The organism is Chryseobacterium sp. PET-29 (genome assembly GCF_025736815.1).
Lineage (GTDB): Bacteria > Bacteroidota > Bacteroidia > Flavobacteriales > Weeksellaceae > Chryseobacterium > Chryseobacterium nepalense.
In genome coordinates this window covers 2,700,618-2,713,899 of sequence record NZ_CP107053.1, presented here as the reverse complement: position 1 = coordinate 2,713,899, position 13,282 = coordinate 2,700,618, and the positions used below count along the sequence as shown (strand labels likewise).

Below are 13,282 nucleotides of genomic sequence, written 5' to 3'. Positions count from 1 at the left end.
GCCTTTTTGTTAAAAAATTCCAACTTCCTTAATTTGAATTAAACTTAATATCATGCCGAAAAGCCTTTTAAATGAGGCGTTGAAGTGTTAAGTTAAATTTTTATAAAAAATTGAAATAAAAGTTTTATCTTTGCACCATTCGTTCATTCAAATATTGAAAATGTTATCAAGAAAGGTTGAGGGATTAGACCCGATGAAACCTTAGCAACCCTTTGCGCAAGCAAAGAAGGTGCTACGTTCTACCAAATAATTTGGACAGATAACTTACCTGAAGTTCTTTTCAGCCATTTCCTGTGGCATTTTCAATTGTATTTAAAATAAATAAAATTGAAAGCAGAACTAAGACATATTAATTTTTCGTATCACACCAATTCCGGAAGGGAATACAATATCTCGTTAAGCTATCAGCTGTTCGGGAAAGAATTGTTTTCTGCACCGGTAATTCTGATAAATCATGCTTTAACCGGAAATTCGGATGTTGCTGGAGAAAAAGGATGGTGGAAAAAATTGATTGGAAAAAAGCAGATTATTGATACAGATCAGTACACCGTTTTGTGCTTCAATATTCCGGGAAATGGCTATGATGATTTTTTCATAGAAGATTATGAATATTTTACGGCATCAGACATTGCCAATATCTTTTTACAGGGTCTTGAAATTTTAAATATTAAAAGCTTACATACTATTATCGGGGGCTCTCTGGGAGGAGGTGTCGGCTGGGAAATGCTGGTTAAAAATCCGGCACTCGCTGAAATATTTATTCCTATTGCCTGTGATTTTAAAACCCACGACTGGCTTCATGCGCAATGTCTTGTTCAGAAATTTTTATTAAATCATAAGGAAGAACCCCTGCAAAAGGCAAGAATTCATGCCATGTTATGTTACAGAACACCGGAATCGTTAAATGACAGATTTCAAAACAGATACAATCATGAGAAGGAGAGGTTGGAGTCGGAAGACTGGCTCATTTATCACGGTAATGCGCTGAACGAAAGATTTAGTTTACCATCATACCGGTTAATGAATCAGTTGCTGATGACCATTGATGCGGATGAATCCGAACTGAAAAGGATAAAGGCTCAGATACATCTCATTGCTGTAGATATGGATCTTTTCTTTCCCGCTTCCGAAATCCGAATGTGCTTTGAAAAATTAAAGAAAGATAAAGAGAATGTATTCTATCATGAAATTAAATCAATTCATGGTCATGATGCCTTCCTAATGGAATATGAACAATTAAATACGATCATTAAAAATATTTTGTAGAAGATGAAAAGCAATGCAAACGAAATAAAATTTTTGAGAAACAGGTCAATCATCAAATTTGAAGGAGAGGATTTCTTAGGGGAAATCGGTATTGACGGAAGAATTTTTAAAGCGCTTACGTTAGCGAGAATCAGTGTTGGGGTTATTTCACAGCAGGCGATAGAAAACGGGATTTCCATTCTTGTACAGGAAAGCGATTCCGAAAAAGCAGTGAATTGTCTTATTGATGAATTTGAAGCAGAAAGAAAATCGGGCAAGGTTTCCCAGATTTATAGTATTAACAACGTATCGGTTTTAGGCTTTGTTGCGGAAGATTTAAATAAAATACTGGCTGAGCTGGCCAGAAATAATGTTTTCCCGCTGTTGCTTAATCAGATTGCAGCAGAGAAAAGAGTAAATATTGTGGTTACTTCTTCTCAGGACGAGAAGGCGAAAAATATCATAGAATCTGAAATTTCTAAAAAACCAAAAACAGTTCATCTGGCCATTATCGGTCATGGAAACGTAGGAAAAACCTTAATAGAACAGGTTCTGGAGTCTTCAGAGGAAATTAAAAGAAGGAAAAAAATCGATCTTAAAGTAGTAGCTGTTGCCAATTCAAAAAAAATTGCCTTTAACAAAAAAGGGTTTGACAGCAACTGGAATGATGAGGTTTTAACAGCGGAAATTCCGTCAGATGTTCAGGAACTGATTAATTTTTCGAAAGAAAATCAACTTGAAAATCTGATTGTAGTAGATAATACGGCAAGCAAAGAATTTGTTAAAAATTATCATGCATTAGCGGAAAACGGATTTGACCTGGTTTCATCTAATAAGATTTTCAACACGCTCCCTATTTCGGAATATCGGCAGCTTCGATATACATTGAACAAAAACAACCGTCGTTATCTTTACGAAACCAATGTAGGAGCCGGTTTACCATTGATTGACACCATAAAGCTTCTACACCTTTCAGGAGAAAATATTACCAGGATTAAAGGGGTTTTTTCCGGAACACTGAGTTATGTTTTCAATAATTTTTCCTTGAGGGATGACGCATTTTCAACGATTATCAATGAAGCACTGGAAAAAGGATATACGGAACCGGACCCAAGAGAAGACCTATCCGGAAATGATGTCGCAAGAAAATTATTGATTTTGGCGAGAGAATTAGATTTAATCAACGAATTTGAAGACATCAATATCCAGAATTTAGTTCCTGAAAGCTTGCTTTCCGTTTCAAAACCGGAATTTCTTTCAAGATTGAACGAGTTGGATGAAGAATATCAAAAGATCAAAAACAATCAGAAATCCGGCCATGTTTTAAGATATGTCGGAGATCTTCACGGCGATTTACAAAAAGAAAAAGGTGAACTTGATGTGAAGCTGATTTCAGTTCCTGCAACCTCCGCTTTAGGACAGTTAAAAGGATCAGACTCCATCTTTGAAATTTACACGGAAAGTTATGGCGAAAATCCAATCGTTATCATGGGAGCCGGTGCAGGAGCCAAAGTTACCGCAAGAGGCGTTTTTGGGGATATTTTAAGAGTAAGTGAAACTAAATAGGACAAATAATTTGAACCCGAAAGGGTTCAATATCAATAGCCTTAGGTGAAACTATAGAACAAAATAAATTAAACAACCTTCAAGGTTTTTAAAACCTTGAAGGTTTCAAAAAAATATGGAAAATTATAATTTTGAAACCTCCGCTATAAGAACCCAGACGGAAAGAACTCAGTTTGATGAGCATTCAACACCTTTATATTTAACATCCAGTTTTATTTTTCAGGATGCGGAAGATATGAGGGCGAGTTTTGCGGAAGAAAAACAGAAAAATCTGTACAGCCGGTTTTCAAACCCGAATGTAACAGAATTTACAGAGAAAATAGCCAAAATGGAAGGTGCTGAAGCAGGGTATGCCTTTGCAACCGGAATGGCGGCCATTTATTCAACATTTGCCACGTTATTAAATGCGGGAGATCACATCGTAAGCTGTCAGTCGGTTTTCGGTTCTACCCATACATTGTTTACCAAATATTTCCCGAAGTGGAATATTGAAACAACCTATTTCAAAGCGGAAGATGCTGAAAATGTGGAACAATATATTCAGCCGAACACAAAAGTTTTATATCTGGAAACACCTACCAACCCTGCGATTGAGGTTTTGGATTTAGAATTTTTCGGACAGATTGCGAAGAAGCACAATTTAATTTTTATTGTGGATAACTGCTTCGCTACACCTTATTTACAGCAGCCGATAAAATACGGGGCAGATATTGTGGTTCATTCCGCAACCAAATTAATTGACGGACAGGGTCGGGTTTTAGGAGGAGTGGCAGTAGGAAGAGAAGATCTCATCCGCGAAATTTACCTCTTTGCAAGGAATACGGGGCCTGCCATGTCGCCTTTCAACGCCTGGGTGTTGTCCAAAAGTCTGGAAACATTAGCGATCCGTGTTGAAAAACATTGTGAAAATGCTTTAAAAGTTGCCGAATTTCTGGAAGCTCATCCCAATGTAGAATTGGTGAAATATCCATTCCTGAAATCCCATCCGGGATATGAAATCGCTAAAAAACAGATGAAGTTGGGTGGAAATATCGTAGCCTTCGAAATCAAAGGCGGAATTGAAGGGGGAAGGAACTTCTTAGATAAAATAAAAATGTGTTCACTTTCTGCAAATTTAGGCGATACAAGAACAATTGTTACGCATCCGGCATCAACAACGCACTCCAAATTGTCCGATCACGAAAGGAATGAAGTAGGAATCACGGCAGGCTTGGTGCGGTGCTCTGTTGGTCTGGAAAATGTAGATGATATTATTGCTGACTTGAAACAGGCATTGGATTAACAACGAACCCGAAGGGTTCAACAATAATAGCCGTAGGTGTTACCTATGGAAAAAATATAAAAAATGAAAAATTCAGAACAATTATACAAAGCATTATCCGAAAGAATTTTAATTCTCGACGGAGCGATGGGAACCATGCTTCAGCGGTATAAATTTGAAGAAGAGGATTACCGTGGCGAACGTTTCAAAAACTGGGAACATCCTGTAAAAGGAAACAATGATTTGTTGTCTTTAACGCAGCCTCATGCCATCGAAGAAGTTCATAAAAAATATCTTGAAGCAGGAGCGGATATTATCGAAACCAATACATTTTCGGGCACCACGATTGCCATGGCAGATTATCATATGGAAGATCTGGTATATGAATTAAATTACGAATCTGCAAAAATCGCCAGAAAAGTGTGTGACGAATTCACCGCTAAAAACCCGGATAAACCACGATTCGTTGCAGGATCTATCGGCCCAACGAACAGAACGGCAAGCCTTAGTCCGGATGTGAACGACCCCGGTTACAGGGCCATTACATTCGAGGAATTGAGAGTGGCCTACAAACAGCAGTGCGAAGCATTATTAGACGGAGGGTCAGATATTTTACTGGTAGAAACTATTTTTGATACTTTGAATGCAAAAGCAGCCCTTTTTGCTATCGATGAAATTCAGGATGAAAGAAGAATTAGCATTCCAATTATGGTTTCAGGGACGATTACCGATGCTTCAGGAAGAACACTGAGCGGACAAACCGCAGAAGCTTTTTTAATCTCTGTTTCGCATCTGAATTTACTAAGCGTAGGTTTCAACTGTGCTTTGGGAGCAAATCAGTTGACGCCATATCTGGAAACTCTGGCGCACAACTCTGGATTTTATGTTTCTGCCTATCCGAATGCCGGCTTACCAAATGCTTTCGGAAAGTACGATGAAACGCCTGAAGATATGGCTGCCCAGATCAAAGAGTATGTGGAAAAAGGACTGATCAACATTATCGGAGGATGCTGTGGAACAACGCCGGATCATATCAAAGCGATTGCGGATCTGGTTTCGCAATATCCACCAAGAAAATTGAAGGAATTTGTCTGATTTAATAGAATTTTTTAATTGAATAGGAAGAAAAGGAATGTTTTTTAATATTATCTTTAAGTATCACACAAAATTTAAATATAATGGAAAAACCTATTTACTTAAAAGATTCAGAGGATGCAAAATTGTTTAATGAATTAAGAAAAAAAGTGAACCAGCGGGTAGAAGCAATTCCTGAAAACCGGGATATTTATATTCAGATCAAAGCCGTTATATTGCCTTTGTTGTATTTCGGGCTGTATGTTTTTGCATTATTCAATGCGGAAAATGCCGGATTATATATTTTAAGTTTTGTTTTGATGGGATTAACGCTTGTTTTAATTTATCTTAATCTGATTCACGAAGCAGCACATAATAATATTTTTAAAAGTAAAAAACTCAACAGTCTGGTATTGCAGATTTTCGATTTTGTAGGGGCTAATTCCTATATCTGGAAAAAAAGACATATCGCAAGCCATCATGCTTATCCTAATGTTGACGGTTGGGATACTGATATTGAACAAAGTGGTGTGCTTCTGATTGTTCCGTGGATTAAAGCAAAAGGAGTTCAGAAGTATCAGCATCGGTTTTTCTTCCTGGTATACCCGCTGTATTTATTCAACTGGATGTTTATCAGGGACTTCAGGGATTTTTTTGATAACAACCGTGTGATCCTGAAAACGCAGGGAGCAATTCCGGTAAAAGAAAAAGTAAAGATGATTGCTTATAAACTGTTTTATTTTTTTTATCAGATTGCTGTACCGGTTTTGTTTTTTAAGGTTTCAATAGGTCTTGCACTGGGAGCTTGGTTTTTACAGGTAATTGCAGCAAGTATTTTTGCACTTTTTGTATTGCTTCCATTACACCCGCTGCCTGACAATGCTTTCCCGAAACTGGATGGAAAAAACGGATTGCCTTTCAGCTGGCTGCATCATCAGTTTGAAGTAACGAATGATTTACAGGAAAATAACTGGTTTGTAAGAAACGTGCTGGGAAATTTCAATTTTCATGTTGCCCACCATCTTTTTCCAAATTACAGTTATGCTTATTATAATGAAATTACAGAAGAAATTGAGCAGTTTGCGAGAGATTACGGATTAAATTATAAACGATTTCCGATTGCGACCGCTTTAGGAAAACATGTTGATTTGCTGAAGCAGAATGCAAACAACGCCTATTTTATTTTAGAAGAATAATTAATGAAATATTTAAGATTATCGGGGCTTGAGCCTTTGATCATAACACCGGAAAGTAATTTTATCAATGTTGGCGAAAGAACCAATGTTGCCGGCTCAAAGAAATTTTTAAGATTAATAAAAGAAGAAAAATTTGCTGAAGCCTTGGATATAGCACGCCATCAGGTTGAAGGTGGCGCGCAGATTCTGGATGTCAATTTCGACGACGGACTGATTGACGGAAAAGCTTCCATGATCAAATTTTTAAATTTAATAGCATCCGAGCCGGATATTGCCAGAATCCCAATAATGATCGATTCTTCGAAGTGGGAAATCTTGGAGGCAGGACTTCAGGTGGCACAGGGAAAATGCGTGGTTAATTCAATCAGTCTCAAAGGAGGTGAAGAAGAATTTATCAGGCAGGCAAAAGCAATCAAAAGATACGGTGCCGCTGTTATTGTCATGGCATTTGATGAGTTAGGACAGGCAGATACTTACGAACGAAGAATTGAAATTTCAAAGCGTTCTTACGATATTTTGGTGAATCGTTTAAATTTTCCTGCGGAAGATATTATTTTCGATTTAAATATTTTCCCCGTCGCTACAGGAATGGATGAACATCGCCGAAACGCAATCGATTTCATTGAAGCAACAAGATGGGTTCGTCAAAATCTTCCGTATGCCTCGGTAAGTGGAGGGGTTTCAAACGTTTCTTTTTCATTCCGTGGAAATGATACGGTGAGGGAAGCGATGCATTCTGTTTTCTTATATCACGCCATTCAGGCCGGGATGAATATGGGAATCGTGAATCCTGCGATGCTGGAAGTGTATGATGAAATCAATAAAGAACTTCTTGGGCTGGTGGAAGACGTTATCCTTGATAAAAGGGAAGATGCTACCGAAAGACTTTTAGATTATTCGGAAAAGCATAAATCCATAAAAAAAGAAAAAGTTGAGGATTTAGAATGGAGAAATCATCCTTTGCAGGAAAGAATTACCCATGCTTTGGTAAAAGGAATCGACCGTTTTATTGAAGAAGATGTTGAAGAAGCAAGATTGCAGGCGGAAAAGCCACTTCACGTTATTGAAATTAATTTAATGACCGGAATGGGCGTTGTGGGAGATCTGTTCGGAAGCGGAAAAATGTTTCTTCCCCAAGTGGTAAAATCAGCAAGGGTCATGAAAAAAGCGGTGGCTTATTTACAGCCATTCATAGAAGCGGAAAAAGATGGTTCGAAACCAGCGAATGGTAAGATTCTGATGGCAACGGTAAAAGGAGATGTTCATGACATCGGTAAAAATATTGTGAGTGTGGTTTTGGGTTGTAACAATTACGAAATTGTGGATCTCGGAGTAATGGTTCCTGCTGAAAAAATTATTCAGACCGCCATTGAACAAAAAGTAGACGTGATCGGATTAAGCGGACTGATCACACCAAGCCTGGATGAAATGGTTTATATCGCACAGGAATTGGAAAGACAGAATTTAAATTTTCCTTTACTAATCGGCGGTGCAACAACTTCAAAAGCACATACCGCTGTAAAAATTGATTTAAAATATAAAAACGCCGTCGTTCACGTAAATGATGCTTCCAGAGCGGTAAACGTGGTAAGTTCTTTATTAGGCGACCGAAATAAGGAATATGTTGCGGATTTAAAAAATGATTATTCCGAATTCAGGGAAAAATTCCTGAACCGGCAGGTGGAGAAAGATTATGTCTCCATCGAAGAAGCCAGAGGAAATAAGTTTAAAATTGACTGGGAAAACGAAGATATTTTTACTCCAAATCAATTAGGAATTACCGTTGTTGAAAATCAGGATTTAAAAGAGTTATTGCCTTTTATTGACTGGTCGCCGTTTTTCAGAAGCTGGGATCTTCATGGGAAATATCCGAATATTCTGGAAGATGAGGTTGTCGGAGTTCAGGCTAAAGAACTGTTCAAAGATGCTCAGGTCATTTTAAAAAGAATTCTGGATGAAAGACTCTTAACAGCAAAAGCCATTTTCGGAATTTTTAAAGCCAATTCCACTGAAACGGACGATATTCTCATCTTTGACAAAGACAACCGACAAAAAGCAAAATTCATTACGTTAAGGCAACAGGCGCAACGATCAAAAGGAAAAGATTATCTGGCGCTGAGTGATTTTATTGCACCACAAAATTCAGGTAAAACAGATTATGTCGGAGCTTTTTGTGTGACAACAGGTTTCGGAACTGACGAACTGGCGCAGGAATATGAAAAAGCAAACGATGATTATAACGCCATCATGGTAAAAGCTTTGGCAGATCGTTTCGCAGAGGCCTACGCCGAATTTTTACATAAAAAAGTGAGAACAGAATATTGGGGCTATGCCAATCAGGAAAATTTAACCAACGAAGAATTAATAGCCGAAAAATATAAAGGAATCCGTCCGGCTCCTGGTTATCCCGCCTGTCCGGATCACCTGGAAAAGCACGCCATCTGGGACTTGCTGAAAGTGGAAGAAAACATTGGTGTTTATTTAACAGAAAGTTTAGCGATGTTTCCTACTGCTTCGGTTTCCGGATATTATTTCGGAAGTCCGCACGCAAAATATTTCGGACTGGGAAAGATTGCGGAAGACCAGCTGAAAGATTATTCGGTAAGGAAAGGAATTTCTTTACAGGAAGCAAGAAAATGGTTAAATCCTAATTTGGCAGACGGTACTGATTTGGTTTAGTTTCGGGGCGGCAAAGCCGCCGCGAAAACTAAACCTCCAAAAATAAATTAAAACAAAACTTACTATTTTAACTAATAATGAAAATCACCGACCATATAAAAAACGCAAACGGAAAAACCTTATTTTCGCTCGAAGTCGTTCCGCCACAAAAAGGCATCGGAATCGAAGATCTTTACAAAAATATTGATCCTTTAATGGAATTCAAACCGCCTTTCATTGACGTAACAACTTCCAGGGAAGAATATATTTATATTGATAAAGGAAATGGTTTGATGGAGCGCCGTATTACAAGGATGCGTCCCGGAACGTTGGGAATTTGCGCTGCTATTCAGCATAAATACAATGTAGATACCGTTCCGCACCTGCTTTGCGGAGGTTTTACCAAAGAAGAAACAGAATATCTTCTGGTAGACTGTATGTACCTCGGAATCGATAATGTAATGGCGCTTCGTGGTGATGCCATGAAAGGACATCAGTATTTTGAACCCACTATAGGTGGTCATGCCAGTGCGATGGATTTAGTTCATCAGATTAATAATCTGGGAAGAGGTAGATATCTGCACAATGAAGACCAGGAGTGTGATGAGCACAATAAATTCTGTGTCGGCATAGCAGGTTATCCGGAAAAGCATATTGAAGCACCTTCCATGAATTATGATTTAAAATGGCTGAAACAGAAAGTAGATGCCGGAGCCGATTATATTGTAACGCAGATGTTTTTTGATAATAAAAAATTTATGGAATTTGTAACCAAAGCCCGCGAAATGGGTATCACGGTACCTATTATTCCGGGAATCAAACCGATTGCTACGAAGAAGCATCTGAAACTTCTTCCCCAAGTCTTTAAAATTGACCTGCCTGAAGAACTGATCAGCGAAGTGGAAAACGCCAGGAATAATGATGCTGTAAAACAAATCGGGATAGAATGGGCAATCAATCAATGCAAAGAATTGCTTGACTTCGGTGTTCCGGTACTGCATTTTTATTCAATGGGTAAAAGTGACAATATTAAAAAAGTAGCGGGAGCATTATTCTGATAAACTCATACGATCTAAAAAAACCTCATCCAGGATGAGGTTTTTTTATTTTAGTTTTTGTAGCGGCTCCATGCCGCCAAAAACTAAACGCATCAAATTTCATTCTGATGTTGTAATAATTTATCAAAAACACTTTTGGTAGTAGGTTTCGAAGAATCAAGATTGAAAATAAACATTCCGCTTTCAATATTGAAATAATATTTCTTCTCCTGATCGGCGATAGAAAACCATTTCAAAAGTCCGTTTACAATATTAACATCTTCCCATTTGATGTTGCTTTCACTCATAGGAAATACGTGCGGATTTTGATGTAGAGTATCTTCAAAATAAATATTTCGGCCTTCAACATATAAAATTCCACTGCCCTGAAATGCTTTGAGCTTAAAGAATTCATTTTGTGTATTTCCCATATTGTATCTTACAAAAGCATAATATTGGGGAGTTCCTATTTTTTCGAGCAGTACTTTCTGCTTTTTCTTTCGGCTTCTCGCAGCAAGATAGGCGATAAGAAAAATAATGGCAGGAATCAATAATATGATGAAAAGAAATAAAACAAGTAAAACAAATACTGAATTCATAAAATATATTTTTAGATTATAGTGTAGGATGTCTTTCAAATTCTTTATTACGATCAAATAAATATCGATAGGTTGCCAGTTTCCTTGTTACCGTAGTGTCAAGATTTTCAGCAATTTTAATCATTTTAGGATTGAAATCTCCGATCCACTGCATTTCCGTAACTTTAAAATCAGTATGCTTTCTTAAATGCTGTGTCCCTTCCCAGATCATATATCCTTCAATTCCTTTCCTCTGCCATTCCGGAACCACCCCGAAAACAAGGCCTACCATTTTTTCATTTTTCTTGAATCTTTTTACCCATAAGAATTTAAGTTTTTGAAAAAAGCCAAATTTTCCGTTCATATATTTAAACCATTGATTCAGATCGGGAATATTCATCCACATGGCAATAGGCTTTTCATTTTCATACACAAACCAGGAAATATGCTCATTAATAATAGGTTTCATGGTTTTAAACATCTTCAGTACCTTAGATTCTTCCATGCATTTTCCTTCACCATGAGCCGCCCAGGCTTTATTGTAGATTTCTGTAAAATCTTTTGCGAATTTTTTCAGGGCATTCTTTTTCATGGGTTGAGCCGAAATGTCAGGATTTCTTTGGTGCTTTGCATGCATAACCATAAAAACGCGTGAAACTTCCGCAAAAATAGGTCTTGAAAAACAGAGCTGCTCAAAATAGATCCTGAATCCATAATTTTCAAAAAGCTCCTTATAATAAGGGAAATTATAGTTCATTCCATACAGAGGCTGTTCAAAGCCATCCGTTAGTACACCCCAGAATTTATCCCGCTCCCCGAAATTGATGGATCCGTCCATGGCTTCCATTCCTCTTTTTTGGAGCCACTCTTCACAGTAATTAAAAATAAAGTCCGCCGTCTTCTGATCATTAATACAATCAAAAAAACCTATTCCGCCGGTCGGCTGCTGCTGTTCGTAAAAATTGTTGACAAATACGGCAACTCTTCCTACGGTGTCATTTTCCTTGTTTTTAAACAAAAACCGGGCGCATTCTCCGTTTTTAAAGAATCTGTTTTTTTCAGGATTAAAGATTTCTTTTATGTCTTTATCTAAAGGTCTGATATAGTTTGGGTCATTTTGATAAAGTCTTCCCGGAAACTCTAAAAATTCCCTTTCCCGGGCTTTGCTTTGTACTTCTTCAGCAATAATCATAACGTAAAGTGATGTTGGCGGCGAAAGATAATGTTTTTCGGCTAAATTAAATATGACGAACAGATTTTATCCGTATTTTTGTGCAAATTAAATAAAAATGGTTGATTTTACGGACAACGACGATGATATTTTCACTGGAAAAGAACATACGCCTATCAGGAAAGATGCTTTTGAGAAATCACCAGAAGAGAAAATAGAAAAAATAACTGTACTTTTTGGAGAAATCATGGAAACACTAGGACTTGATATGACGGATGATTCTCTGAAAGATTCCCCGCGCAGGGTTGCCAAAATGTACGTTAACGAAATTTTTGGCGGACTTCTACCTGAAAATAAACCTGGCATTTCTACCTTTTCAAATAAATACAAATACCGCCAGATGCTGGTGGAAAAAGACATTACCGTATATTCATTCTGCGAGCATCATTTTTTGCCGATTATCGGAAGAGCACACGTTGCCTATATTTCCAACGGTGAAGTGATCGGGCTTTCAAAAATAAACAGAATCGTAGACTATTATGCAAAACGTCCACAGGTTCAGGAAAGGCTTACCATGCAGATTGTTGATGCTTTAAAAGAAGCTTTGGGTACAAAAGATGTTGCCTGTATCATTGATGCAAAACATCTTTGTGTCAATTGCAGGGGAATAAAAGATACGGCAAGCTCTACCATTACTGCAGAATTAAGTGGTATTTTCAGGACCAATCCTATTACAAGACAGGAATTCCTTCACTATGTGGGAAGTCATGCGAAATTGGATTAAATGAAAAATTGTACTATTTTTAACAATGCTAAATGATATCAAATATGAACTCCAATATATCCTTTCAGGAAAGAGCGAAGTTAAGCATGGAAATATTATCCAAGCAATCGCCGGTTACCTTGGAAGAAGCCAAGAAACAGGCAAACTGGCTTCAAAAGAAAAGCCTTTCAAAAGAAAAGAAACATTAGAGTTAATTAATTGGATTAATTCTAATAACTTTTGGTATGATACAATAGACTTTGATCTGTTTGTCTCAGAAGGAGCGGAACAAAAAGTGTATTTGAAAGATGATAGTTCTGTTTTGAAACTTAATGATTCTATTTACTATGAATCATGGTTGGATTACTTTCATAATCTCCTTTTAAATAATTATTTTTTTCCGGATACAGCTTATGAGTTAATTGGATTTTATATGAATTCGGATATCTTATATGCAGTCGTAAAACAAAGATTTGTTAAATTAGATCAATTAACTGATCTTAGAGAAGTCAAAAGTTTTCTTGGTAATAATGGATTTGAAAATATAAGAAACAATGATTATTATAATCCTTCTTTAGGAATTATTCTGGAAGACTTACATGACGAAAATGTTCTTACACAAAAAGGAGTGTTATATTTTATTGATACTGTTTTTTATATTAAACCTCACTTCTGGAAGTAAATTATAATGATAAAATTTAAAAAAATCTCAGATAAAATTTTTATCACAACC

General features: G+C 37.1%; 11 protein-coding genes and 1 riboswitch. Of the genes, 9 read left to right on the top strand and 2 right to left on the bottom strand.

The features are described from left to right. Positions 1 to 160 precede the first annotated feature (160 nt). A riboswitch (SAM riboswitch) is annotated at positions 161 to 266 on the top strand. A 61-nt stretch (positions 267 to 327) separates the two neighbouring features. The 7 genes from ODE14_RS18745 to metF all read left to right on the top strand — a co-directional run bounded on the left by ODE14_RS18745 (position 328) and on the right by metF (position 10,058). Then, positions 328 to 1,266: an alpha/beta fold hydrolase gene (locus tag ODE14_RS18745; protein ID WP_263601623.1), complete on the top strand. Its 939-nt coding sequence runs from the start codon at positions 328 to 330 to the stop codon at positions 1,264 to 1,266. Between the two features lie 3 nt (positions 1,267 to 1,269). Next, entirely contained in the window at positions 1,270 to 2,811 is a 1,542-nt protein-coding gene (locus ODE14_RS18740) for an ACT domain-containing protein (protein WP_263601622.1), read from the top strand. 115 nt (positions 2,812 to 2,926) lie between these two features. Continuing rightward, positions 2,927 to 4,093: an O-succinylhomoserine sulfhydrylase gene (locus ODE14_RS12085; RefSeq protein WP_263601621.1), complete on the top strand. Its 1,167-nt coding sequence runs from the start codon at positions 2,927 to 2,929 to the stop codon at positions 4,091 to 4,093. Between the two features lie 63 nt (positions 4,094 to 4,156). Next, complete coding sequence (locus tag ODE14_RS12080; RefSeq protein WP_263601620.1) at positions 4,157 to 5,167, top strand: homocysteine S-methyltransferase family protein; 1,011 nt, start codon at positions 4,157 to 4,159, stop codon at positions 5,165 to 5,167. 83 nt (positions 5,168 to 5,250) lie between these two features. Beyond that, on the top strand, positions 5,251 to 6,342 hold the full coding sequence (locus tag ODE14_RS12075) for a fatty acid desaturase family protein (RefSeq protein WP_263601619.1): 1,092 nt from the start codon (positions 5,251 to 5,253) through the stop codon (positions 6,340 to 6,342). A 3-nt stretch (positions 6,343 to 6,345) separates the two neighbouring features. Continuing rightward, entirely contained in the window at positions 6,346 to 9,021 is a 2,676-nt protein-coding gene (gene metH, locus ODE14_RS12070; protein ID WP_263601618.1) for a methionine synthase, read from the top strand. 77 nt (positions 9,022 to 9,098) lie between these two features. After that, positions 9,099 to 10,058, top strand: a complete 960-nt coding sequence (metF, locus tag ODE14_RS12065) for a methylenetetrahydrofolate reductase [NAD(P)H] (protein ID WP_263601617.1) — start codon at positions 9,099 to 9,101, stop codon at positions 10,056 to 10,058. Between the two features lie 92 nt (positions 10,059 to 10,150). Here metF and ODE14_RS12060 read toward each other — a convergent pair whose 3' ends face one another. After that, positions 10,151 to 10,636, bottom strand: coding sequence for a hypothetical protein (locus ODE14_RS12060; RefSeq protein WP_263601616.1), 486 nt, complete (start codon positions 10,634 to 10,636; stop codon positions 10,151 to 10,153). A gap of 16 nt (positions 10,637 to 10,652) precedes the next feature. Continuing rightward, positions 10,653 to 11,807 (bottom strand): hypothetical protein, encoded by a 1,155-nt coding sequence (locus ODE14_RS12055; RefSeq protein WP_263601615.1) that lies wholly within the window; start codon positions 11,805 to 11,807, stop codon positions 10,653 to 10,655. Positions 11,808 to 11,904: 97 nt separating this feature from the next. Here ODE14_RS12055 and folE point away from each other — a divergent pair, with 97 nt between their 5' ends. After that, complete coding sequence (gene folE, locus ODE14_RS12050; protein ID WP_248390338.1) at positions 11,905 to 12,570, top strand: GTP cyclohydrolase I FolE; 666 nt, start codon at positions 11,905 to 11,907, stop codon at positions 12,568 to 12,570. A 25-nt stretch (positions 12,571 to 12,595) separates the two neighbouring features. Further along, positions 12,596 to 13,231 carry a hypothetical protein gene (locus ODE14_RS12045; protein ID WP_263601614.1) on the top strand — a complete coding sequence of 212 codons (636 nt, stop codon included), beginning with the start codon at positions 12,596 to 12,598 and terminating at the stop codon, positions 13,229 to 13,231. Positions 13,232 to 13,282 lie beyond the last annotated feature (51 nt).